This window comes from Bifidobacterium ramosum (genome assembly GCF_009299505.1).
Lineage (GTDB): Bacteria > Actinomycetota > Actinomycetes > Actinomycetales > Bifidobacteriaceae > Bifidobacterium > Bifidobacterium ramosum.
Genome location: NZ_WBSM01000002.1, coordinates 341318 through 365232, shown reverse-complemented (window position 1 = coordinate 365232; position 23915 = coordinate 341318). Strand labels below are relative to the sequence as shown.

The following is a 23915-nucleotide window of genomic DNA, read 5'->3' as shown; positions in this document are numbered from 1 at the left end:
CGCCGACTGAGGGGAGCCCCGGTTCACGCTTCAAGGAGGCGCCATGTATGATCGCAGGCTCGACGCGCTGATCGCGGCGGCGGACACCGGCAGTTTCGCGCAGGCCGCGCGCCGGTTGCACCTGTCCACGCCGGCCGTCGCCAAACAGGTCACTACGTTCGAACAGGAATATGGCCTCACGATCTTCAACCGTTCCCGCACCGGCGTCACCCCGACCCCGGCCGGCGCGGCGTTCCTTGACGACGCGCGATCGCTCGTCCGCGAGTCGGACGAGATTCTCCGCAGAGCCCGCCAACGTATGCATCGGCACGCCGATCCGGTTCGCCTGGGCATCTCCATCCTGCGTCCAGCTCGCCACATCCTCGATCTATGGCAGCGGGCCGGCCAAACCGACATCCGTCTGGAACTCGTATCGATGCCGGACAACAGCACGCCGATCGACGACATCATCGCGCGACTCGGCGAGGACATCGACGCGATCGCCACCGCATTCGTGCCGGATCACTGGACCGGCATCTGCAATACGCAAGTCCTGTCATACGAACCGCTATGTCTCGCCGTGCCGCGCAATCATCCGCTCGCGCGACGGGCGAGACTGACGATCGACGACCTGACCGGCGAGCGCATCCGCATCCTGCCGCGCGGCAACGGCACCGATGACATCGCCCGCGACCTGTTCGAGCGCAACCCCGGCATCACGCTGGTCGACATCGACCGGTACGACCTCGACCTGTTCAACGACTGCGCCGAATCTGGCGACCTGCTCATCTCCAAGCCGATGTGGAGCGACGTGCACCCGCAGCTCGTCAACGTGCCCGTCGACTGGCCCGAACCGGTCGGCATGCAGTACGGTTTGCTCTCCCCGCTCTCCCCCGCCCCGCAGGTCGCCGCGTTCGTCGAGCGCATCGCCGCGCTCAACCAACGGTTCGCGGATCGCTGACGATCGTGCGCAACCTGTCAACATCCATCGACTGTGAGCGCTACCATAGGAGTCGTGGGGAACAATATTTCCATGACGATGGATAGATGAATATGAGTGATATGAACGATATGAATGACAGTATGAGTAGCGAACAAGCAGATAACAATCAGAACAATCATCTGAACGTCACCGACGCCGACACCGCAGCCGAGACCAGCACACCAGCCGCAACCGCACCCGTCGACCGCACGTGGCTCACCAAGGCGAAGGACACCATCGCCCAGTGGGCGTACATCATGTTGAAGGACGCCGACGACCACGACATCGATTGGGATTGGGTGCGTTCGCTTGACCTCGAACACGGCATCGGCGTCGCCCAGCCGGTCGATCTCGAACCGGGCGCGGCGAGCAATGTGCACGACCTGCTCAAGGCCGATCTTACGATCCGCGACCGGCTCGAGGCGATCATCGCGAAGATGAGCATGGTGTTCATGCGCGACTTCGACCGGCATATCAAGACGTATGAGCTGCCGCGCGCGCTCGCGTACGCGGACCGCCGCCTGACTGACCAGATCGACCTGCTGCGCGACCGCGGCGTCGCAGAAGGCCTGTGGACGGTCACCGACGAGGACCGCGAGCGCGTCACCGTGCCGGTGCTACATGCGGTCGAGGGCGGTCTGCTCACCGACGACGATCTGGCCGACGTGCAGGATCGCACCGCGGAGATCGTCAACGCGCGTGCCGAACAGCGCAAGGCCGACCGTGAGAAGCGCGAAGCGGCCAAGCATGAGCGCCAGATGGCCCTGTTCGCGGCTGATGAGAAGCACTACGGCTCCGTCGAGGCTGGCCCCGACGAGTCCGCACCGGCCGATTCGAGTTCGGACGCGAACAGCGCGGACGATCTGATCGAGGGTCCACAGGTCATCAACGACGACAATCCGGCCGTACCGAGCATCGAACAGGTGCGCACGAACGAGACGGCCGTGCCGGAGATGCGTTACGAGAAGTCGCGTCATGCGGCCGCCGAGCACGTGGCAGCCCGTCAAGCCGCCGCGCCGAAGGACTACTGGCGCGAGGTCTACCTGCCCGGCCGCGACGTGGACAACGTGATGGGCATCGACTTGGAGACGAACGGCACCGAACCGTACCGCGCGTACATCATCGACGTCGGCTTCGAATACATGAACATGAAGTCGCCGCGCCCGACCGCCCTGCCCGACGACTACCGCTACGACAAGGACTATTACGAGTCCGGCGACGCATATGACCAGCACCGCTTCTCGTTCGGCGTGACACCCGAGGCGGCGCGGCACGGCAACGCGTTCATCATCCAGCTGACCGGCATCGACATCAGCCAGCGCACCGGCGCCGAGTTCCCGCTGTTCGACGAGGATCCGGCCGCGCAGGCCGACCTGCTGCACCGGCTCACGTCACAGCCGTTCGTGGCGCATATGGCCACGTTCGAGCACAGCTTCTTCATGCTCAACGTGGCTGGCTACGCGGAGGCCTACCGCAACGGGCATGTGACGATCATCGACACGCTGCCGATGAGCCGTCTGTGGGACGAGGGTTCGATCCCGTGCGAGGGGCACCCGGACGGCGACAACACGCTGGACGCGTATGCAAAACGGCAGGGCGCGCTGCACGAGGACGATGCCGAACGGCATCTGGGTCTTGAGGACACGCACATCATGCTGCTCGCGATGAAGCATCATCTCACGCAGCTCAAGGCCGAGGCGCGCGGCCCGTGGGGTCCGAGCGGCAAGGCGGGCGTCGGCGGCAAGCGCATCGTCAACTACCGTCGCCGCAGCTGGCGTCGGTAGGGCGCGGCGCCGTCCGATCCACCGCGTGATACCGAAAACGTCACTGAGTGCGCGCAATCTCGACATGCGCGCGCACTGAGTGACGTTTTTGGTATCGTAACCGTCACTGAGTGCGCGCACGCATCGTGATCGCGCGCGCATAGTGACGATATCAGTGACGATAGGGAGTCGCCGACGGATGACGACGGTCCGGGGCGACCGATCCGATCACCGTGCCGCGGCCATCCGCGCGCGCACCTTGACGACCACGTACCAGACGAACAGCACGACGATCACCGCCGCGACCGCGTACTGGAACCGGTCGAGCACGCCGAGGATGCCGCACCACTGCGAGCCCAGCAGGTAGCCGGCCATCACGAGGATCGTGTTCCACACAAGCGAGCCGAACGCGGTGAGCAGCGTGAACCGCAGCAGGTTCGTGCGCGCGATGCCAGCCGGGATGGAGATCAGCGAGCGCACGATGGGGATGACGCGGCCGATGAGCACTGACCACAATCCGTAGCGGGCGAACCAGTCGTTGGCCTTGTCGATGTCGGTCGCGTCGGTGAGCGGCATGGCATCGAACAGGCGGCGCATACGATCCGCGCCGATCGCATAGGCGATGCCGTAGAGCACGAGCGCGCCGACGACGGAGCCGAGCGTGGCGCCGCCGATCGCCTCGAACAAGGTCATGCGGCCCTGCGCGGCGGTGAATCCGGCGAGCGGCAGGATGACCTCGCTGGGGATGGGCGGGAATAGGTTTTCGAGGAACACGGCCACGCCGGTGCCAAGCCAGCCCATGGTGGACATGAGGCCGACGAGCCAGTCGGTGATCGCGCCGATGAAGCCGCCCGTGGAGACCGGGCAGGACGTGATGGCGGTGGCGGCGCCCGGCGCGGCGACGTTCTGGGCAAGCGGCTGCGCGGCGGTGAGGACTGTTGCGTTTGCGAGGGTTGTAGTGATCATGGCCGCCACGCTACGGCACGTCGGCTTAGGCAACGCTAAGCGTCGGATGGGTGCTGACAGGTTGCGTATCAGGTCGCGCGACGGGTTGCATGTCAGCGCTTCATGTCGCGTGTCAACGTATCAAGCGGCAGCTTCAGCGGTCTCCGTCAACGGCAGCGTGATGAGCATGGTGGTGCCGTGCGGCGACGTGGATTCCACGTCGAGCGTGCCGCCGTAGCGGCTGGCCACGTCGCGGGCGAGCGCAAGTCCCAGCCCGTACCCCTGGTGGGCGGTGCCGTCGTCGTCGCGCGCGAACCGGCGGAACAGCCGTTCGGGGTCGTCGCCGATGCCGCCGCCGTGGTCGGTGATGCGGATGGCGACCGCGTCGCCGTGATGCAGGTAGCCGAGCGACACCGACACGTCGGTGCCGTCCGGCGCGTGTGCGATCGCATTGTCAAGCACGGCGACCATGCAGCGCGACAGACCGACCGCGTTGCCCTGCACGACGAAATGCGCGGGATCGCCGTCGATGCGGGTCGTGACGGTCACGTGGCGTTCGTCGGCGAGCGGCCGCACCGCGTCGACGGATTGGCGGATCGCCGATTCCAGCGGCACCGGTTCGGTGTTGACCGCACCGCGCGCCGCGACGAGCAGGTCGGTGAGGATGGCGTTCATGCGGTCCACGTCGGCGCGCAGGTCGTCGATCGCGCTGTCGATCGGCTGTCCGTGCGAGCGCCGGAAGTCGATGAGGTCGATGCGCGTGGCGATCACCGCAAGCGGCGTCTTGAGCTCGTGGCTGGCGTCGGCGACGAAGTGCTTCTGCAGTTCGAGCGCGTGTTCGAGCGGCGCGACCTCCTGGTGCGAGTAATGCCAGCCGATGAGGGCGACGGCCACGACGACGCCGGCGACGAACAGCAGCGTGAACGCGATGGCCTTGCGCGTGTCGATGACCATCATGCCGGAGCCGAACTGTTCGGTCACGGACATGGCGTTGGGGTCGAGGCCGCGCTCGGCGAACTCGTGCCGCGAGCCGAGCAGCACGCCCGCCGCGAACAGAATGCCGCCGATCACGGTGACGGCGGCCATGGCGACGGTCATGCGCAGGCTGATCAGCCCGGCCTTGGTGTGGTTGCGCCGCAGTGTGCCGCGCAAGGCGGCCGTGACGCGATGCCATACGTGACGTGGTGTCGTATCGTTCATGTGATGTCGATTTCTCGTGATGCCGATTGATGCCGGTTCCGCATGGGATGGGATGACCGACTGTGGTGACCAATTGTGGTGATCGACCGTGACGATCGGCTGTGACGATCGTCGTCGGACGGCCGCGTCGAACAGTCAGCCGGCGAGCGGACTGCCGATGCGGTAGCCGCGCCCGCGTACCGTGTCGATGATCGTGCGGTCGGTTTTGCCGCGCACGTAGGAGACGTACACGTCGACGGTACCCGCGTCGGCACCGTCGGAGAACACTTGGCTGAGCAGTTCGTCTCGGGAGAAAACGTGGTCGGGCGATGCGGCGAGCGTGGCGAGCAGTTTCGTTTCGGAGTCGGTGAGCGAAACGGCGCGGCCGTCCGGGTCCTCGATGAGGTTGGAACCCGGTTTGAGCAGCCAATCGCCGATCACGACGCCGGCGGCCTGCGCGTGGAATCCGCGCAGCAGGGCGCGCAGTCGGGCTTCGAGTTCGACGAAGTGGAACGGTTTGGTCAGATAGTCGTTCGCACCGGAGTCGAGGCCTTCGACGATGTCGTCCACGCCGGACAAGGCCGTGAGCATGAGTGCCGGCGTGGCGATGCCGCTGCCGCGCAGGGTGCGGATGAGGTCGAGTCCGTCGCCGTCGGGCAGCCTCCGGTCGACCACGAGCACATCGTAGGTGCCGGCCCGCAGCCGTTCCCGCGCGGCGGCCACCGTCCCGGCGCAATCCACACGATAGTCCGGTTCGAGCATTTCGCTGGTCATCGAACAGAGATTCGGATCGTCTTCGATCAGCAGCACCGCAGGCAGCAGCATCCGCAGCGGGTCGGTCGCCTCCCGTTGCATGGTCCCGCCGGTTGTCGTCTCACTCATCGTCCATCACGTTCCTCATTCTAGCGGCCACGCGCATCGTCGCGACCCATCCGACCCGTTGTCGCGAACGGCTTCACGGCCGGCTGCACAACCGTCCCATCATCGCAGCGTCCACTCAACGCCAAGCCGTCTAAGACAACGCTTAGAATCGCCGCGAACGGCCGGATCGTCGCGTTTCCTCGTAGCATTGCGAGCATGGATACCAGTATTCAGCCATTGTTCACGGCCGAGCATGCGACCTGTCGTATGCCGAAGACGACGACGGCCGCGGCGGACGATGCGGTGCGGTTGCCGTCGTTGTTCCGCGGCTTTGCGCACCGGCATGACGACGTCGAGTTCAAGACCATTTTCTCCGACGTGGCGTTCACGTTGCATCGCGGGGACATCGTCGATCTGGTCGGACCGTCCGGCACCGGCAAAAGCACGCTGCTGACGACCGTCGCGCAGCTCAACCCGTATGCGAGCGCCGATCTGACGTTGGAAGGCACGCCGAGCACGGCGATGACGCCGGAGCGTTGGCGGCGCGAGGTGGCGTACCTGCCGCAGCGGCCGACGCTGACCGGCGCGAGCGTACGCGAGGCGATCCTCATGCCGTTCACGTTGCGCGTACACCGGTTTTCCGATGATGGATCATCACTGGACGAGCGCCGGCCGGACGAGGCGACGCTGCGGCGCACGCTGGACACGGTGGGCTGTTCGGACATCGAGTTGGAACGGCCGCCGCAGGATCTGTCGGTAGGCCAGCAGGCGCGCGTGTGCCTGCTACGCACGCTGCTCACATTGCCGAAGGTGATGCTGGCCGACGAGGTCGACGCCGGTCTGGATGAGGAGAACGCGGACAAGGTGGGCGAGATCCTCGCGTATGCGGCGCGGGAGAAGGGCATGGCGATCGTGCGCGTGCGGCACCGTGCGGCGGACGGCCGGGCGACGCGCACGCTGCATCTTGAGGCGGGCGTGCTGACGGAGATCACGGGGAACGTCGCGGCCGTGCCGGCGCAGGCGCACGGCAACGAACGTACGGAAAGCGAGGCGACGCGATGAGCACCGGGAATGCGGGAGCCTATCCCATCGACGTATGGGGTCTGATCATCACGATCATGCTGGTGGCCGTGGCCGCCGGCCTGTCGTATGCGATGCGGCTCGGCGTGCACCGGCAGATGCTGTGGGCGACGATCCGTTCGCTCATCCAGCTGCTGGCGATGGGCTACATCCTCAAGTTCGTCATCGAACAGAACAACCCGTGGCTGGTGTTCGCGCTGATCGCGGTGATGATCCTCGCGGCCGTGCAGATCACGATGTCGCGTGCGGCGAACATTCCGCGTTCGGTCATGCCGTCGGTGTTCCTCACGTTGACGGCGAGCGTGATCCTGCAGGTGTGCGTGGTCACGGAGATGGTGATCCGCCCGCATCCGTGGTATGCGCCGACCGTGCTGGCGACGATGAGCGGCATGCTGCTGGGCAACGTGGTGTCGGCGATCGCCGTGGCGATGAGCCGCTTCTTCTCCGACATGGACGCGCGACGCTACGAGATCGAGATGATGCTCAGCCTGGGCGCGACGCCGTTCGAGGCGGCCAAGCCGTCGATCATCTCGTCGGTCAAGCTCGGTATGATCCCGACGATCTCGCAGCTCGCGTCGAGCGGCATCGTGCTCATCCCGGGCATGATGGCCGGCCAGGTAATCGCGGGAGCCGACCCGCTGACGGCTGCGAAATACCAGTTCGTGGTGCTGGCGGTGATCAGTGCGCTCACGCTGATGGCCGATTCGCTCATCATGATCCTGATCTACAGGACCTCGTTCACCGCGCTGCACCAGTACCGTCCGTCGGGCGAACGGTAACGGCGAACGTCAACGGCACCGGCCGACGGCACAGCAGTCGTATACGACAGTTATATACGAGTTCGGGCGTACGTCACATGAACGCGACGTACGCCCGAACTGTATTCACCGGCGATCCCGAATCGGATCCCGAATCAGCGTTCGCGATACACCTTCGTGTACGAGCCTTCCGCACGCGGCCGCACGACGATCGAATCGACGTCGACGGTGTCCGGCTGGGCGAGCGCCCACCGCACGCATTCGGCGATGTCCTCGGCCTTGAGCGGGCTCGGCACGCCGGCGTACACAGCGGCGGCCTTCGCCGCGTCGCCGCCGAACCGCTTGAGCGAGAACTCGTCGGTCTCCACCATGCCCGGCGCGATGTCGATGACGCGCACCGGCTCGCCGATCTGTTCGAGGCGCAGCACGCGGGCCATCACCTTCTCGGCGAACTTCGACGCGCAGTAGCCGGCGCCGCCCTCATACGGCTCGATGCCGGCGGTCGAGGAGATCACCAGCACGGTACCGCCGCCGGGCGCGGCCTTGAGCGTCGGCAGCAGCTTCTGCGTGATGCGCAGCGTGCCGAGCACGTTCAGCTCGTACATGCCGCGCCAGTCGTCGAGGCTCGCGGTGGCGACCGGGTCCTTGCCGAACGCCGCGCCCGCGCAGTTGACGAGCGCCTTCACCGGGCCGCCGGCGATGATGCGGTCGATGGCGGCCTGCGTGCTCGTCTCGTCGGTGATGTCGCAGACGACGTAGCTGGCGGCGTCACCGAGCTCGTCGCACAACGCCTTGAGTTTGGCCTCGCGACGGGCCAGACAGACCACGGTCCAGCCGTCCTTCACCAGCGCACGGGCGCTCGCCGCGCCGATGCCGCTGGATGCGCCGGTCACCACGGCGCGTTTGGCTGCTGGCTCCGATGCGGCGATGGTTGCGGAATCCTGCGATGCGGTCATGACATAACCTCCTTGGTTCGGCGTCTCGGCCGGCTTGCAAGCCGCGTCGGCCGTACGACGTCATTGACACGCGTGTCCACCACCATCCTACGCCGGGCGCGTCGTCGCATGCGTCAGGTTTCGGTCATGCGCCGGCGTCATTGGAGCGATTGCGGTAGCGTGAACGGTAACGTGACGACGAACGGCCAGGAACCGCGTGCGGACGCCAACGACGTACGCGAACGGCCGGAAAGGAAGGTCGACGATGACTGATGCACAGCATGCCGCGACGGCGGTCGCGCACTGCGGTTCCGTATCCGCGCTGACGTTGGGATTGCCGGCGGCGACGGCGATTCCCGAAGCGAAATCCAGACTGCCGAAGGCACTGTTTGTCGGCCATACGCAACTGTCGGCCAAACTGAAGCAGCGGCTGACGAACGACATCGCGGGCATCACGATGCTGGCGTTGCTGCGGCCGGCGAACACGCGGCTGGCGGCGGGGACGCGCGTGCCGGAGGTGCTCGTGATCGGACTGCGGCTAGCGCCGAAAGCCACGACCGTGCCGACCGAGGTGATCGAGCTGATCGCCGCGCAGCGCAGGTCAGGCATCGTGTTCGTGGTGGTGCGCGACTGGATGCACGAGGGTACGGTGCGTGAGGAATGCACGCTGGCCGTGCGGCGCGCGCTGCCGGGGCGAGCCGGGCATCTGCCAGTGCACGAGGTGTTCGCTGACGAATGGCGGCCGGCCGGCGAGGCGACGCTCGACATCGATGACTGCACGGCCGCCGGCGCGTACGGCGCCGGATCATCGTCCGCGGCCGACACCGCCACCGCTGATTCAGCTGGATCGATCGGTACTGCCACGATCGACGATCTGTGGGCGTCATGCTGCGCGCAGGTCATCCTCGGCACGACGGACGGCACCGATCTGGACGCGCGCATCGTGCGCCGCACGCAGATCACCCAGTTGGAGACGACGATCGACAAGCTCGCCCGCGACCATCAGCGCGCCAAGGACGCCGACCAGCGCAACGAGATCTTCGCCAAACTCCACAAGGCCAAGCAGCAGCTCGAGTCCCTCCGCGCCCAAGGTCAGTAGGCCCGCATCATCCGCCGTTCGCCGTCCTCCCTCCCCACTTCTCAGCCCGCGCTTTTCCTTAACGGACAACCAGCCGATCCCACCCCTCAAATCGGCTGTATGTCCGTTAAAGCAGGGAGCAACACACGGTAACCGGTTCTTATTCCCACCACTTTCAACGGACAACCAGCCGATTTCAACCGTACTTTCAGCTGTATGTCCGTTGGAAACGGCAGGTAGCGACGTCACATGAGCAGGACAATGCCATCGCCTATGCAATCGTTTGCTTGACGAACGGTAATTAAGTGTCGCACACTGTGAACGCTCCCATTAGCGACCGACACGACAATCCGGGATGAATTTGCGACAAACTATGCGCGTCACCACCTATCACGTCGCCTCTCACCGTTATGATTCCAGTTGTCTGACCACGTCAAGGAACATCAAAGGAGAGCGCATGTCCACCCTCGCCGTCGACATCGGAGGAACCAAGATCGCCGCCGCAGTGTGCGATGCAAACGATTCCATTATCCAGCGCTGGCGTATTCCCACGCCGATGGACGCCGACGCCATCAACCAGAACATCGCGAAGATCTACCGCGAGGCCATCGCGTCCGGCCACACCGACATCGAAGCCATCGGCGTCTCCGCAGCCGGCAACGTCGGCGCGGACCGCAAAACCATGACCTTCGCCGCGAACATCCCGGCATGGATCAACTATGATCTATCCGAGCACATCGGCGCGCTCATCGACCATGCCGTGCCGGTCGTCATCGAGAACGACGCAAACTGCGCCGGCTGGGGCGAATACGTGCACGGTGCAGGCCAAGGCAGCCGAAACATGGTGGCGCTCACCGTGGGCACCGGCCTCGGCGGCGCGATCGTGATCAACGGCGAACTGTACCGCGGTTCCTTCGGCATGGCCGCCGAACTCGGCCACCTGCCGATGGTGCCGGACGGCGACACCTGCGGCTGCGGTCTGCGCGGTTGCGCGGAACGCTACACGTCGGGCAGCGCACTCGAGCACTTCGCCAAGTCCGCCGTGCGTCGTCGCCCGCAGGACGCCAAGCGTCTGCTGGAACTGTGCGGCGGCGACATCGCCAAGCTCGAAGGGCCGATGGTCTCGCAGGCCGCGCAGGAGGGCGACGTGCTCGGCCTGTACGCGTTCGGCAAGATCGGCGAATGGCTCGGCCGCACGATGGCCGCGACCGCCGCGGTGCTCGATCCGGACATCTTCGTGATCGGCGGCGGCGTGGTGGCCGTCGGCGACATCCTGCTCGAGCCGGCGCGCTACAACTACGCCCGCTTCCTCGAAGGCAGCGCCTACCGCGGCCACGCGAAGATCGTCGCCGCCACGGCCGGCCAGGACGCCGGTCTGATCGGCGCGGCGAACCTCGCCCTGCGCTAGGCCGTTCCCGCCACTTTCCCTCTCCCCGAGGCGCACCCCACATTCACCGTGGCGGTGCGCCTCATGTTGTTTTGCGGGGGTTTCCTAGGGTTGCACACGCAACCCGCCCGTTTGCCGTGTAGGTCTCGGGATTTTCGCCATGTCCGGCCCGGGGTTTCCCACGGAAAACCCGCTTTTGGCGTGGGCAGCCCTAGGAAACCACCGCATAGCAGCCACGACCGGCGGCATCCGTCGAACACGCCACGGCGGTACACGCCGCCGCACCCCGCGACGATCTATCATGGAAAACACTTTCCCCACCGATCGAAAGGCGGCAACGATGGCGGCCATCACCACCTCACAGCCCGGCGACGAAGCCGGCCCCACCACCGACACCACCAACACCACCAACACCACCAACACCACCAACACCACCAACACCGCGGACGCAGCGCAGCGCCCGTACGACCCTGAACTCATCCGCAAGTTCGCATACTGGACCGAGATCGACGGCGATCTCACCGATCCCGCAACGCTCGGACTGTCGCCCGAACGCGCGGAGGCGTTCCGCCGCAACCGCTACGACACCGCCCTGTTCGACCTGCCGCGTTCCGCATACTGGCACGACCCCGACGACGTGGACGTCATCGCCGACCTCCCCTATCTGCCGGACGGCGGCACCGACCGCACGGCCGGCCAGTGCCGCGGGCATCTGCTCGACCTGTATCTGCCGCACGAGGCCGTGGTGCGCGGCGGCCGCGTGCCAGTGTACGTCGACATCCACGGTGGCGGATTCACCTACGGCTATAAGGAACTCAACCGCAATTTCAACACGCATCTGGCATCACGCGGATTCGTGGTGGCATCGCTGAACTACCGCCCGGCACCGCAAACCGATCTCAAGGGGCAGCTGGCCGACGTGCAGGCCGCACTGCGCTGGCTCAAAGCCCACTTGGCCGAATATCCTGCCGATCCGAACGCCGTGTTCATCACCGGCGATTCGGCCGGCGGCGCGCTGGCGCTGCTCACGCTGGCGATCGAACGCAGCGCGGATGCAGCGGCCGCGTTCGGCGTCGCGCAACCGTCCGGACTGCGGTTCGCGGGCGGCGCGCTGGTGTGCGGCGTATACTCGCTCGCCTCCCCCGCCGCCGTCGCACGGATCGGTTTGGCCGGCATCGCCTACGATCCGGCCAAACGGCTCATGCTCGAACGCATGCTCGGCCCGGAGTTCTTCGCCGGACTCGACGCCGCCGATCCGACGTATCTCACGCCGGACAGCATCGTCGCCAACGTCGATCTGCCGCCGCTGTTCCTCCTCACGTCCAGCGACGACTTCCTCGAGGCGGATTCGCTGGCGCTGGCCACGGCATTGTCGCGCAAGGGCGTGGACTTCGAACTGTCCGACCGCAAGGTCGCCCGGCATGAGACGCTCGGCCACGTCTACCCCATCGGCATGACGTGGCTGGACGAAAGCCAGCAGGCGCTCGACGCCATCCGCCGGTTCTCGTACGACCGCTGCTGACCGCCGCGTCGGTCAACGCAATCGATCCCGCGCATGCTCGCCGGATCCACCCATGCGGGCGTCACACCGTCGTGCCGCCCGCATATCCATCATCACAGGAGATGACCATGACCAACGATCCCATCCAACTCATCCACGACACGCTGCCGCCGCTGGACCAGACGCTGCGACTGTACCAGGACGCCGACTGGCGCGCCTACACGCGCGATCCCGAATACCTCATGCGCGCGATCGCCGGCTCGCGCACCGTGATCACCGCATGGGACGGCGACGAACTCGTCGGTCTGATCCGCGCGGTCGGAGACGGCATATCGATACTCTACGTGCAGGATCTGCTGGTGCTGCGTTCGCACCAGCGCCGCGGCATCGGCACGCGACTGATGCACGCGCTGTTCGACCAGTACGAAGAGGTACGGCAGAAGGTGCTCAGCACCGACGTTTCGTCGACGACCGACGCGTTCTACCGGTCGTGTGGCATGCAGCCGCTGGCCGATTACGGCAGCACGTCGTACGGCATCTTCCGGTTCGCGTAGGACGCTCGAGCGCCGTCATTCCAGCCCTTCCGATACCATGGTGGGCGGTGGTTTGGCATGACTGCGACCGCTATGCGGACAGGTTGCACACCGTGTCACCGCATCGGGCGGCCGGCATGCGAAAACCAAGGAAACGGTGGAATTCCAACACTCTTTAAGGAGCGACTGCAAGTGGCAGAATTCATTTACCAGATGATCAAGGCGCGCAAGGCGTTCGGCGAGCGCGTGATCCTCGACGACGTGACGCTGAGCTTCCTGCCCGGCGCGAAGATCGGCGTAGTCGGCCCGAACGGCATGGGTAAGTCCACGCTGCTCAAGATCATGGCCGGTCTCGAGACCGTGTCGAACGGCGAGGCGTACCTGACGCCGGGCTTCACGGTCGGCATCCTGCAGCAGGAGCCGCCGCTGGACGACACGAAGACCGTGGGCGAGAACATCAAGATGGCGTTCGGCCCGATCGCCGAAAAGGTGGCGCGCTTCAACCAGATCGGCGAGGAGATGGCGAACCCGGACGCCGACTTCGACGCGCTGATGGACGAAATGGGCAAGCTGCAGACCGAGATCGACGCGGCGAACGGCTGGGATCTCGACTCGCAGCTCGATCAGGCGATGGACGCGCTGCAGTGCCCCGACCCGGACACCCCGGTGAAGGTGTGCTCCGGCGGCGAGCGCCGTCGCGTGGCGCTGTGCAAGCTGCTGCTCGAGGCCCCGGACCTGCTGCTGCTCGACGAGCCCACCAACCACCTCGACGCCGAATCGATCCTGTGGCTGGAGAAGTTCCTGCACCAGTACAAGGGCGCGGTCATCGCCGTCACCCACGACCGTTACTTCATGGACAACGTGGCCGAATGGATCTGCGAGGTCGACCGCGGCCACCTGTACCCGTACAAGGGCAACTACTCCACGTATCTGGAGACGAAGGCCAAGCGTATGGAGATCCAGGGCGCGAAGGACGCGAAGCTCGCCAAGCGTCTCAAGGACGAGCTTGACTGGGTGCGTTCCTCGCCGAAGGCCCGTCAGGCTAAGAACAAGGCCCGTCTGGAGCGGTACGACCAGATGGAGCAGGAGGCGCGCAACAACAAGAAGCTCGACTTCTCCGAGATCCAGATCCCGGCCGGCCCGCGCCTGGGTTCGGTGGTGCTCGAGGCGAAGCACATCCACAAGGCGTTCGGCGACCGCGTGCTCATCGACGATCTGAGCTTCACGCTGCCGCGCAACGGCATCGTCGGCGTGATCGGCCCGAACGGCGTCGGCAAGTCCACGCTGTTCAAGACGATCGTCGGCCTCGAACCGCTCACTTCCGGCGAGCTGAAGATCGGCGACACGGTGAAGATCAGCTACGTCGACCAGAACCGCGAGGGTCTCGACCCGAACAAGAACCTGTGGGAGGCGGTCTCCGGCGGCCTCGACTTCATCGATGTGGCGGGCACCGAGGTGCCGACCCGCGCCTACGTGGCCAGCTTCGGCTTCAAGGGTTCCGATCAGCAGAAGCTCACGGGCGTGCTCTCCGGCGGCGAGCGCAACCGTCTGAACCTCGCCTTGACCCTGAAGCAGGGCGGCAACCTGCTACTGCTCGACGAGCCCACGAACGATCTTGATGTCGAGACGCTGGAATCACTCGAGAACGCGCTGCTCGGCTTCCCGGGCTGCGCCGTGGTCATCTCCCACGACCGTTGGTTCCTCGACCGCGTCGCCACGCACATCCTCGCGTGGGAGGGCGACGACGAGAACCCGGCCAAGTGGTACTGGTTCGAGGGCAACTTCCAGGCGTATCAGGAGAACCGCGTCGCCCGCCTCGGCGAGGACGCCGCACGTCCGCACCGCCTGCACCGCAAACTGACACGCTAGGCGTCGCGTTCCCCTCGACGGACATACAGCCGATTCGTGGCGTCAATCGGCTGTATGTCCGCTGGGATAGAGGTCAGCGTCCATATTAGTAACGGGCTTGCGGCCGATTGTCTTATGCAATCGGCCGCAAGCCCGTTGTTCGTATTACCGTACGACGCATTTGTCATTCTTCCCGACGGACATACGGCCGATTCCGCATACGGTTTCGACTGTATGTCCGTTGTGGTTACTGGCCACCGGTCATCGTTACTGGCCACCGGTCACGGGACGCGTCGCAGCAGACGTCATGCCCGATCAAACTGGTCCACGAGGGCGTTCATCCAGTCGAGCAGATTGCCGTATTCGGCCGGCATCTGTTCGGTGAGTTCGACGATCGGCACGTTGGCGCGCTTGGCAGCCTCCGTGATCTGATCGGTGGTCGAGTTGGACTCCTGCGTATTGACGACGAGCATCGCGATGCCGCCGTCGGCGAGCGCATCCTGGAAATCCTTGATGTCCGCGGGAGTCGGCTCGCTCTCGTTGGCGGACGCCTGCGCATAGCCGGTCGGCGTCGCGTCGGTCATGCCGAGATCGTCGGCGAGGTACCAAGCGACGGATTCGGTCGCCGCGTACGACCGTCCCTTGGTGGTGGCGGATGCATCCTTGATCTTGGATTCGAGGGCGTCTTCCTTGTCGTGCCAGGCCTTGTTGAGCCGTTCATATTCGGCGTCGTTTGACGGGTCGGCCTTTCGGTAGGCGGCGGTGATCGCGTCGGCGGCGGCGTTGCGCACCTTGGCGGAGAACCAGACGTGCGGATTGTCGCCGTCCTTGACTCCGGCGACGTCGGCGGCATCGACCAGTGTCGCCTTGGTGGATGCGGCGGCCTTGGACGCCCACGCATCGTAGTCGGCGCCGTTCACGATGGCGACCGCAGCCTTGCCGAATGCGGCGACGTCACGGCTGGTCGGCTCATAGTCGTGTGCCTCGACGTTGGTTTTGGTCATGATGTTGGTGACGGTGACGTGATCGCCGCCGAGGTCGGCCGCGACGGATCCCCACTGGTTGATCGATGCGACGACGGCAAGCCTGCCGCCCTCCGCATTTCCGGTGCCGTCGCCGTTCGCCGTGCCGCACGCCGCAAGTCCTACTGTTATCATCACGCCCGTCGTCAGTGCGACAATCTTCCTCCATGCAGTCATACCGTTATGTCCTCTTCTACAGTCGTATGTTCCGGTTGACGGGCACCACCATAACACATAATGAGAATTATTATCATTATTGATAACAGATCGGCGTGTCGCACGACGCGCGCAGGACACACGTAACGTACAGCACATAGCACGAATCACTCCGCGCAAAGCAAAGAAACGCGGAATCGACGCCACGCACCTACGCATGTCACGCCGACCCCGCGGCAATGCGCACCACCGGGTGGCTCAGGCGGCCCGTTGGCAATCGGGACACAACCCAAACACTTCGAGCGTATGGGATTCGACGGTAAACCCATGCCCGTCGGCCACCTTGCGCAGCCACGTCTCACTCGGCGGATCGATCTCCACCGTCCGCCCGCACTTGCGGCACACGAGATGATGGTGGTGCCCGTCGTCGCCGCACAGACGGAACAGCTGCTGGCCGTCGAGCCGGATCGTGTCGGCCGCACCGGAATCGGCGAGCGCGTTGAGCTGCCGGTATACGGTCGCCAGACCGATCTTCGTCCCCTCGTCGTCGAGTTTGCGATGCAGTTCCTGCGCCGACACGAAATCGTCGCAATCGCGCAGCTGCTGCAGCACGGCGTCCTTTTGCCGCGTGTGCCGCGCCGGTCCGTTCGCCACCATCATCCACTTCCTTGGCCTGGCCGGCGGACGCCGTCGCGCACGTCGGTATTATCATTAACAGTCAGCTAATGATAATACCGCGGCGACGGCGATCATGGTAGCGCGTCGACGGCAATCGGCCGCATCGTCCGCCGGCAACGCGTCACTTTCCTGCGGCCACGGACGTCACGCGCGCCATGAAGTCGTCGAGGAACCGCGATACGTTGACCGCGACGGCCACGCTCGTGGTCTTGAACGGGTCGCCCAGCCGGTCGTAGTCGCCGATGGTGCGTCCACGCGTGGGACCGTCGAGTTCGACCTTGAGGTTGATCGGCAGTGTGGCGACGATCGTCGGATCGATCGCCGCGGCCACGGCGAGCGGATCATGCAGACCGCAGCCGCCGAGCCCCGGCGCGGTCGTCTCGTACGCCGTGATGTAGTAGTCGGTCATATCGGCGAGGAACGCGCCGGCCGGCGTGCCGAGATCGCGCCACTGCTGCGTCTGCCGCCGCGTGAGCAGGGTCTGCATGGTCACGTCAAGACCGATCATCTTGGTGCGCGTGCCGGAACGGAATAGGAAGTCGGCGGCCTCCGGATCCTGCGAGATGTTGGCTTCGGTCCACGCGTTCACGTTGCCGGGGACGGTGAGCGCGCCGCCCATGAGCACGATGTCGCCGAGCAGGTTGCGAATTTCGGGGGCGCGCTGCAAGGCGGTCGCAATGTTGGTGAACGCGCCGGTCGGTACGTAGGTCAGTTCTTTGCCATAGGTTTTCGCCGCGTCGATGATGAAGTCGACGGCCGGTTCGGATTCCGGCTCGCGCGTCGAGTCGGGAATGTCGATCTCGCCGATGCCGTTCTTGCCGTGAATGAACGCCGATCCGGCGCTGACCGTGAACGTGTCCTTGGCGAGCGGGTGGTCGACACCGCGGTAGACGGGGATTTCCGGATGGCCGAACAGGTCGGTGACGGCGAGCGCGTTGCGGACGCCCTGATCGACGGTGACGTTGCCGTAGGTGCCGGTGATGCCGATGAGTTCGGCCTCGCCGCTGCCCAATGCGTAGGCGATGGCCAGCGTGTCGTCGATGCCGGTGTCGAGATCGAGGATGATTTTCTTCATGACGGCCTCCTTTGCCGATGTTCTCGTACGATGATCCGGTTTCAGCCTATCGCCGAATACGGTGCGGCGGAATGACGCGGCGCGAATCGACATGGAGCGTTCAACTAACGGTCATCTTACGGGTCGAATGGGCGGAGGAGCGCCACGAAACGTCACGCATGATGGCACGACTGATACGCGGGAATCGTGCGCCGCACATGGGACGTGTATATGCGTGGGAACACGGTCGGCGAACCGCCGGTTCACACGCCGAACCGTGTGCGAATCTGCGCCGTGGTGCCGTATGACGCCTGCGCGCCATATCCGGTCGCCGCATACGCGGACACGTACGAGGCGAGCTGGGCCGCTTCGCGCAGCGCGAATCCGGAGGCGAGGCCGGCCAGCACGGTGCCCATGAACGCGTCGCCGCATCCGGTGGTGTCGACCGCGTCCACACGGACCGGTGCGATGCGGGTGATCGGCGGGATGGGAGACGCAGCGAGGCCGGACGCGGCGACGGTCGCATCCAATACCACCGATCCATCGCCGCCGAGCGTCACGATCGCGCGGTCGAAGCCGCACGCACGCATACGTTCCCATGCAAGTGTCCAGTCGAAGCCGGACCAGTCGCCGTTGTCCGGTTCGTCGATGTCGAACATCTGCACCATCTCATGCTCGTTGACGAGTAGGATGTCGGTGTTTGCGATCAGCTCGTCCGGCAGCGTCGCCATGAACGGCGAGTTGTTGAGCAGTACGGTCACGCCGGTCTCATGTCCGATGCGCGCGGCTTCGGTGACGGCTGCGATAGGGCTTTCGAGGCACAGGCCGAGGACGTTCGATGCGGTGATCGCATCGCGCGACGCGTCGATGTAGTCGACGTCGACCTGTGCGTTGGAGCCGGGCGAGTAGACGATGGTGTTTTCACCCCGGGCGTCCACGGTAATGACGGTCGTGCCGCTGGCACCCGGCACATGCCGCACATGCGTGGTATCGACACCGGCCTTGTGCAGTTCCCCGAGCAGAAAATCGGCATTGCCATCGGATCCGACTGCGCCGAACATGCGCGCATCAGCACCGATCCGCGCGGCCGCGGCGGCCTGATTGCCGGATTTGCCGCCCGGCAGGATCCGCAACGGACCGCCGGTGATCGTCTCCCCCGGATTCGGCAACCGTTCGGCGGTCACGGTGTAATCGGCATTCATCGACCCGACCACGGATACGATGCCGTCGATGCGCTCCAACAGATCCAGTACCACCGCGGTCTCACCCATGTTGAGTCCTTTCCATGATCTCGGCACCAGCGTATCGCACGCTCCTTGTAATACGCGTGTGGGGATCCCCATCGAGAGATCCCCACACAAAGCTATTCGAGTTCCACCGCACCCGTGTAGAGCTGCGGAGCCGTCAAGCGGACAGTCCAGTGAACTGTCCGTAGGCGACGCCGAAGCGCGACAGCGCTGAGGTAGATTAGCAGCCGGCCGTCAGGCCGTCCACACCCACTCGTTACTCGAGCTCCACCGCACCCGTGTACAGCTGGTAATACTCGCCCTTTTGCGCGATGAGCTCGTCATGCGAGCCGCGTTCGATGATGTTGCCGTGGTCGAGCACCATGATCACGTCGGAGTTGCGCACGGTGGACAGACGGTGTGCGATGACGAACACGGTGCGTCCTTTCATGAGCGCGTCCATGCCGGCCTGTACGACCTCCTCGGTGCGGGTGTCGATCGACGAGGTAGCCTCGTCGAGGATCAACGCCGGCGGATCGGCGACCGCGGCGCGCGCGATCGAGATGAGCTGGCGCTGGCCTTGCGACAGACCCGAACCGTCGCCTTCGAGCACGGTCTGGTAACCCTGCGGCAGCATGCGGATGAAGCCGTCCGCGTTCACGAGCGTCGCAGCCTCAATGCACTCCTCGTCGGTGGCGTCGAGCCGGCCGTAGCGGATGTTGTCCATTACGGTACCGGTGAACAGGTTCACGTCCTGCAGCACGATGCCGAGCGAACGGCGCAGGTCGGGCTTTTTGATGCCGGCGACCGAAATGCCGTCGTAGAGGATCTGGCCTTCCTGAATGTCGTAGAAGCGGTTGATGAGGTTGGTCACGGTGGTTTTGCCGGCGCCGGTCGCGCCGACGAGCGCGACCTTTTGGCCGGGCTTGGCGAACCAGGTGATGTCGTGCAGCACCGGTTTGTCGGGATTGTAGCCAAAGGTCACATTGGTGAAACGCACGTCGCCGCGCAGCAACGTATACCGCCCGTCCGGCGAGGTGATCGCCTGCTCCTTGGCCTTGAGCGCCACCTCGCGGGCGGAGCCGCGCAGCTTTTCAGCAGCTTTGAGCGAACGGGTGCCGTCGTCGCCCTCCTCGCGTTTCCATGCCCAGTGGCCGGTCTCACGGTCGACTTCCTTCATGGTGCGGCCGTCCTCGCCCAGTTCGACGTTGACGAGCGTCACGGTGCCGTTGTCCGCCTCCACCGGTTCGTCCATGAGCGCGAAGATGCGCGACGCGCCGGCGAGCGCCATCATCACCATGTTGAGCTGCATGGACACCTGGCCGAGCGGGTTGATGAACGAGCGGGATAGGGTGAGCAGGGAGATGAGCGTGCCGAGCGTCAACGTGCCGAAGCCCGACAAACCGACGTTGCCGACGCCGCCGAGCGCCATCGCGCCGCCGACGATGGCGAGCAGGATGTAGAGCACATAGCCCATGTTGCCGACGACCGGCATGGTGACGTTGCCCCACGTGTTCGCTTCGGCCGCCGCCTCGAAAAGCTCCTCGTTCTTCTCATCGAAGGTCTTCTGCGTGGCGTCCTCGTGGTTGAAGACCTTGATGACCTTCTGCCCGTTGACGGATTCCTCGACGAACGCGTTCACATCGCCGAGCCACTGCTGCTGCTTGACGAAGTAGCGGCCGGCACGTGAGACGATGACGCGCACGATGAAGAACAGCAGTACGGTGAACAGCAGCACGAACACGGTGATCGGGATGGATAGCCACAGCATGGAGATGACGGCGGCGATCGCGGAGATCATCGAAGCGAACATCTGTGGGAACGACTGGCTGATGGCCTGACGCAGGGTGTCGGTGTCGTTCGTGTAGCGGCTCATGATATCGCCATGCTCGTTGGTGTCGAAGTAACGGATCGGCAGGTACTGCTGGTGAGCGAACATGTCGTCGCGAATCTTCTTCAGCGTGCCCTGTTCGACGGTGACGATAAGCCACTGCCACAGCCAGCTCGCCACGATGCCGGCGACGTACAGGCATCCCATCAGGGTGACGGCACGCAGCAGCGGCCCCCAGTCGGGGTTCGCCGCACCCACCATCGGCAGAATGTACGTGTCGATGAGCGACTGGAGGAACAGCGCGGAGCCGGCCTGTGCGGCCGCGCCGACGAGGATGCAGATTACGATGACAACGACGCGCCACCGGTATTGCATGATGTAGCCGAAGATGCGCTTCGTGGTGCCGGGGGCCGGCTTGCCCATGCCCGGCTTGCGATTGTTGAAGTTCTGCTTCTTGTCGCTCATCGCGCCGCTCCTTCCTGCTCGTTGGCGCGCACCGCTGCAGCCTCCTTGGCGGCTGCAGCATCGAGCGCGGCCTGGCCTTCGGCGGTGTTCTTGGTCTGGGATTCGTAGATGGACCGGTATTCGTCGCAGGTCTTTAGCAGCTCGTCGTGCGTGCCGCGGGCCATGATGCGACCGTTGTCCATGACGAGGATCATGTCGGATTCCTGCACAGAGGCGACGCGCTGGGCGATGATGATCTTGGTCGTGTCCGGGATCTCGTTGTGGAACGCGGCGCGGATCAACTTGTCGGTCTTGGTGTCGACGGCGGAGGTCGAGTCGTCGAGGATCAGGATCTTCGGCTTCTTGAGCAGCGCACGCGCGATGCACAGACGCTGCCGCTGGCCGCCGGAGACGTTGGTGCCACCCTGTTCGATGTACGTGTCGTATTTGTCGGGGAATTCCTGGATGAAGCCGTCTGCCTGCGCGAGCTGGCAGGCGTGGCGGATCTCCTCGTCCGTGGCGTCCGGGTTGCCCCAGCGCAGGTTCTCGGCGATGGTGCCGGAGAACAGCACGTTCTTCTGCAGGACCATCGCTACCTGGTCGCGTAGCACCTCGAGATCGTAGTCGCGCACGTCCACGCCACCGACCTTGAGCGAGCCTGCGCTCACGTCATACAGGCGTGGGATGAGCTGCACAAGCGACGATTTGGCCGAACCGGTGCCGCCGACGACGCCGACGGTCATGCCGGAGCGAATCTCGAGGTTGACGTCGTCGAGCACCGGCTTTTCGGACGTGTCGGAATATCGGAACATGACATGGTCGAAGGAAATCGAACCGTCCTTGACGTCCATGACCGGCTTGGCCGGGTCGGTGACGGTGCTTTCCTCCTGCAGCACCTGGCAGATGCGTTCGGCGGAGGCCTGCGAGATGATGATCATGACGAAGATCATCGACAGCATCATCATGGCCATGAGGATCTGCATCGCGTAGGTGACCAGCGCGGTCAGGTCGCCGGTGGTGAGTCCCAGCGCGGCGTTGTTGCCGGAGGCGACGATCTGCTGCGCGCCCATCCACGAGATGAGAATCATCGACGCGTAGATGCAGAACATCATGATCGGGCTGTTGAAGCTCATGATGCGTTCGGCCTTGGTGAAATCCTTGAAAATGCGCTGCGAGATGCGGTCGAACTTGGAGATCTCGAAGGATTCGCGGTTGTAGGACTTGACGACGCGGATGCCCTGCAGGTTCTCGTCGACGACGTTGTTGAGCGCGTCGTACGTGTGGAACACGCGCTCGAACACCGGGTGTACGAGCACCGCGAGGCCGCACAGGCCGATGGCCAGGATCGGCACGCAGGCGAGGAACACCATCGAGATCGACGGCGAGATGCGGAACGAGAAGATCCATGCGACGACGACCATGATCGGGGCGCGCACGCCCATACGGATCATCATGCCGTACGCCATCTGCAGGTTCGTCACGTCGGTGGTGAGCCTGGTGATGATCGATCCGGTGGAGAACCGGTCGATATTGGTAAAACTGAACGCCTGCACCTTCTCGAACTGGTCACGGCGCAGGTTCTTCGCGAAGCCCGCGGCGGCGATAGCCGCGAACTTGCCGGCGAGGAAGCCGCAGGAAAGCGAGACCAGCGAGCAGACGAGCAGGATCAGGCCGAACTTGACGATGGCGGGCATACTGCTGCCGGTGATGCCCTGATCGATGAGCGAAGCCATGACCGTAGGGATCACGATCTCCAGGATGCTCTCGATGAACACGAACAACGGCGCCAGCAGGCTTTCCTTCGTGTACTGGCGCATCGATCCGCCAAGCGTGCGGATGATGTGTTTCGGCCTGGCCGGTTCGACGGCCTTGCGCGACCGCTCGATGGCCGCTTCGGTGGCGGCTGCGTTATCGCTCATGCGTGTTCCTCCTTCATATGATCGTGGTCCTGCGAGTCCGGTTTCCCTTCCGGCGATGTCGCCGCGGGCGTACGGGGAACCTCATGCTGTTCGAATTCGTGCTGCGCCTCGTTGATGTTCTCTCGCATGCGTCGGATGCAGTACCGCATCGTTTCCTGTTCCAGCGGACTCAATCCGTCGATCAGCAAGCGTTCCGTCCGCTCGGCGTTCGCTCTGAGATCCGCGACGATGTCGTCGGCCTTGGACGTCAGCACGATGCGCTTGAGCCGTGCGTCATGCGGCACCGGCTCACGTACGATGAGCCCTTTCTTCTCCATCAGAGCGAGCACGCGCGATGCGGTGGAACGGGTGATGCAGAATTTTTGCTCGATGGTGTGCTGGTAGATGTCCTTGTCGCGGTTGCGGGCAAGGAACACGATGATATGCGCGTTGCCCCCGGTCGCCACGCGCGCCGATTCCGGCATGCTTTCGCCCAGATAGCGATCCACCGCCTTGCTCAGCGAGCGCATTTCGATGCTGAGGACATGCTGATCCATATGCCTCCCATCATGATGTTGTACCTGCAACAATCCCATATGAAACTGTTGTATATGCAACATACAAGCATAATGCGTACCGCATACAACAGTTGCACATACAACAATCGGCGTGTCGTGCTATCTGGCGCCCACAAATTGCGACACGCCGGCGAAGCGATCACGACACGCATGATGTACATCATCGATCGGCCATGTTCAGCCCAACCCGAAAACACAT

The 23915-nt window shown here is 64.5% G+C and carries 21 protein-coding genes; 10 read left to right on the top strand and 11 right to left on the bottom strand.

The window, feature by feature from the left end; all coding sequences use genetic code 11:
- Positions 1-43: 43 nt before the first annotated feature.
- Entirely contained in the window at positions 44-940 is an 897-nt protein-coding gene (locus tag DSM100688_RS04250) for a LysR family transcriptional regulator (RefSeq protein ID WP_152357906.1), read from the top strand.
- A gap of 278 nt (positions 941-1218) precedes the next feature.
- On the top strand, positions 1219-2745 hold the full coding sequence (locus tag DSM100688_RS11900; RefSeq protein ID WP_420837476.1) for a DNA polymerase III subunit epsilon: 1527 nt from the start codon (positions 1219-1221) through the stop codon (positions 2743-2745).
- A 207-nt stretch (positions 2746-2952) separates the two neighbouring features.
- Here the strand turns inward: DSM100688_RS11900 and DSM100688_RS04240 are convergent, their stop codons facing one another.
- The 3 genes from DSM100688_RS04240 to DSM100688_RS04230 all read right to left on the bottom strand — a co-directional run bounded on the left by DSM100688_RS04240 (position 2953) and on the right by DSM100688_RS04230 (position 5730).
- On the bottom strand, positions 2953-3690 hold the full coding sequence (locus DSM100688_RS04240; RefSeq protein WP_152357905.1) for a DedA family protein: 738 nt from the start codon (positions 3688-3690) through the stop codon (positions 2953-2955).
- A 120-nt stretch (positions 3691-3810) separates the two neighbouring features.
- A complete protein-coding gene (locus tag DSM100688_RS04235; RefSeq protein WP_152357904.1) occupies positions 3811-4869 on the bottom strand; it encodes a sensor histidine kinase in 1059 nt (352 codons plus the stop codon).
- 135 nt (positions 4870-5004) lie between these two features.
- Positions 5005-5730 (bottom strand): response regulator transcription factor, encoded by a 726-nt coding sequence (locus DSM100688_RS04230; protein ID WP_204316643.1) that lies wholly within the window; start codon positions 5728-5730, stop codon positions 5005-5007.
- A gap of 195 nt (positions 5731-5925) precedes the next feature.
- On the opposite strand from DSM100688_RS04230, the gene DSM100688_RS04225 reads away from it, so the two are divergent.
- Together DSM100688_RS04225 and DSM100688_RS04220 are read left to right on the top strand one after the other, a co-directional pair.
- Positions 5926-6771 carry an ABC transporter ATP-binding protein gene (locus DSM100688_RS04225; RefSeq protein ID WP_239519316.1) on the top strand — a complete coding sequence of 282 codons (846 nt, stop codon included), beginning with the start codon at positions 5926-5928 and terminating at the stop codon, positions 6769-6771.
- A complete protein-coding gene (locus DSM100688_RS04220; protein ID WP_152357903.1) occupies positions 6768-7568 on the top strand; it encodes an ABC transporter permease in 801 nt (266 codons plus the stop codon). The genes DSM100688_RS04225 and DSM100688_RS04220 overlap by 4 nt, the downstream gene beginning before the upstream one ends.
- Positions 7569-7702: 134 nt before the next feature.
- Here the strand turns inward: DSM100688_RS04220 and DSM100688_RS04215 are convergent, their stop codons facing one another.
- Positions 7703-8503 carry an SDR family oxidoreductase gene (locus DSM100688_RS04215; RefSeq protein WP_152357902.1) on the bottom strand — a complete coding sequence of 267 codons (801 nt, stop codon included), beginning with the start codon at positions 8501-8503 and terminating at the stop codon, positions 7703-7705.
- Positions 8504-8575: 72 nt separating this feature from the next.
- Here DSM100688_RS04215 and DSM100688_RS04210 point away from each other — a divergent pair, with 72 nt between their 5' ends.
- The 6 genes from DSM100688_RS04210 (at position 8576) to ettA (ending at position 14850) form a co-directional block, all read left to right on the top strand.
- Complete coding sequence (locus tag DSM100688_RS04210; RefSeq protein WP_152357901.1) at positions 8576-8755, top strand: hypothetical protein; 180 nt, start codon at positions 8576-8578, stop codon at positions 8753-8755.
- Positions 8748-9581 carry a DUF4391 domain-containing protein gene (locus DSM100688_RS04205; RefSeq protein WP_152357900.1) on the top strand — a complete coding sequence of 278 codons (834 nt, stop codon included), beginning with the start codon at positions 8748-8750 and terminating at the stop codon, positions 9579-9581. Before DSM100688_RS04210 ends, DSM100688_RS04205 begins: the two co-directional genes overlap by 8 nt.
- Before the next feature lie 436 nt (positions 9582-10017).
- Positions 10018-10968 carry an ROK family glucokinase gene (locus tag DSM100688_RS04200; RefSeq protein WP_152357899.1) on the top strand — a complete coding sequence of 317 codons (951 nt, stop codon included), beginning with the start codon at positions 10018-10020 and terminating at the stop codon, positions 10966-10968.
- A gap of 319 nt (positions 10969-11287) precedes the next feature.
- Positions 11288-12469, top strand: a complete 1182-nt coding sequence (locus DSM100688_RS04195; RefSeq protein ID WP_152357898.1) for an alpha/beta hydrolase — start codon at positions 11288-11290, stop codon at positions 12467-12469.
- A 107-nt stretch (positions 12470-12576) separates the two neighbouring features.
- Positions 12577-13002 carry a GNAT family N-acetyltransferase gene (locus DSM100688_RS04190; protein ID WP_152357897.1) on the top strand — a complete coding sequence of 142 codons (426 nt, stop codon included), beginning with the start codon at positions 12577-12579 and terminating at the stop codon, positions 13000-13002.
- Positions 13003-13173: 171 nt separating this feature from the next.
- Entirely contained in the window at positions 13174-14850 is a 1677-nt protein-coding gene (gene ettA, locus DSM100688_RS04185; RefSeq protein ID WP_033495934.1) for an energy-dependent translational throttle protein EttA, read from the top strand.
- A 284-nt stretch (positions 14851-15134) separates the two neighbouring features.
- Here the strand turns inward: ettA and DSM100688_RS04180 are convergent, their stop codons facing one another.
- The 7 genes from DSM100688_RS04180 to DSM100688_RS04150 form a co-directional block, all read right to left on the bottom strand.
- A complete protein-coding gene (locus tag DSM100688_RS04180) occupies positions 15135-16028 on the bottom strand; it encodes a metal ABC transporter solute-binding protein, Zn/Mn family (protein ID WP_152357896.1) in 894 nt (297 codons plus the stop codon).
- 237 nt (positions 16029-16265) lie between these two features.
- Entirely contained in the window at positions 16266-16664 is a 399-nt protein-coding gene (locus tag DSM100688_RS04175) for a Fur family transcriptional regulator (RefSeq protein ID WP_152357920.1), read from the bottom strand.
- Positions 16665-16806: 142 nt separating this feature from the next.
- Entirely contained in the window at positions 16807-17760 is a 954-nt protein-coding gene (locus DSM100688_RS04170) for a nucleoside hydrolase (RefSeq protein ID WP_152357895.1), read from the bottom strand.
- Positions 17761-18002: 242 nt separating this feature from the next.
- Positions 18003-19010, bottom strand: coding sequence for a ribokinase (locus DSM100688_RS04165; protein ID WP_152357894.1), 1008 nt, complete (start codon positions 19008-19010; stop codon positions 18003-18005).
- A 232-nt stretch (positions 19011-19242) separates the two neighbouring features.
- Positions 19243-21261 carry an ABC transporter ATP-binding protein gene (locus DSM100688_RS04160; protein ID WP_152357893.1) on the bottom strand — a complete coding sequence of 673 codons (2019 nt, stop codon included), beginning with the start codon at positions 21259-21261 and terminating at the stop codon, positions 19243-19245.
- Complete coding sequence (locus DSM100688_RS04155) at positions 21258-23159, bottom strand: ABC transporter ATP-binding protein (RefSeq protein WP_152357892.1); 1902 nt, start codon at positions 23157-23159, stop codon at positions 21258-21260. Before DSM100688_RS04155 ends, DSM100688_RS04160 begins: the two co-directional genes overlap by 4 nt.
- Complete coding sequence (locus DSM100688_RS04150) at positions 23156-23695, bottom strand: MarR family winged helix-turn-helix transcriptional regulator (protein ID WP_152357891.1); 540 nt, start codon at positions 23693-23695, stop codon at positions 23156-23158. The genes DSM100688_RS04155 and DSM100688_RS04150 overlap by 4 nt, the downstream gene beginning before the upstream one ends.
- Between the last annotated feature and the right edge of the window lie 220 nt (positions 23696-23915).